Source organism: Oleiphilus sp. HI0123 (genome assembly GCF_001635315.1).
In genome coordinates, this window is the sequence record NZ_LWGE01000265.1 from 1 (window position 1) to 462 (window position 462).

Annotated in this window: 1 pseudogene; it reads right to left on the reverse strand. The window is 38.5% G+C overall.

What is annotated here, in order from left to right:
* Positions 1 to 69: 69 nt before the first annotated feature.
* Positions 70 to 462 (reverse strand): annotated as a pseudogene (locus A3761_RS02610) (patatin-like phospholipase family protein); the annotation flags it as partial.

A 462-nucleotide genomic window follows, 5' to 3' on the forward strand; every position in this document is an offset into this window, starting at 1 on the left:
TTGGCAATATTAATATTTTCTTGTAAATACAATTGCTTACCATTTTCAGAGAGGAGTTGTTAAATTTGGTTAGCTGTTTTTCATATCTGCGTTAAAGAAACTTTCAAGCTCCTTGGACTTAGCTTGAGCGTCCTTGTATCCGAGAGCTATGAGCTCTCGCATAAACTCCCCTTCAAACAAAAGATAGCTAGCCAGGCTCACGCCGCCTTCAATTGGTTCCTTGTTTAGACCAAAAAACTGTTTAATAGGTCCGGGTAGTTTGGAAACATGTTTAATTGCAATTTCATCAATTGGTTCGCTTGGGTTTATCACCAAGGTATCAATAAACCTTAATCCCAAATCGTTGGCGACTGCTTCTGGGTCCTCAACTCTTTTTAAAAGGCTGTTGATGACAGCGACCTTTTCAACGTCCTTTTCTACAACATCAATAAACATTCCGTTTATAACATGCTCTAAGATAGA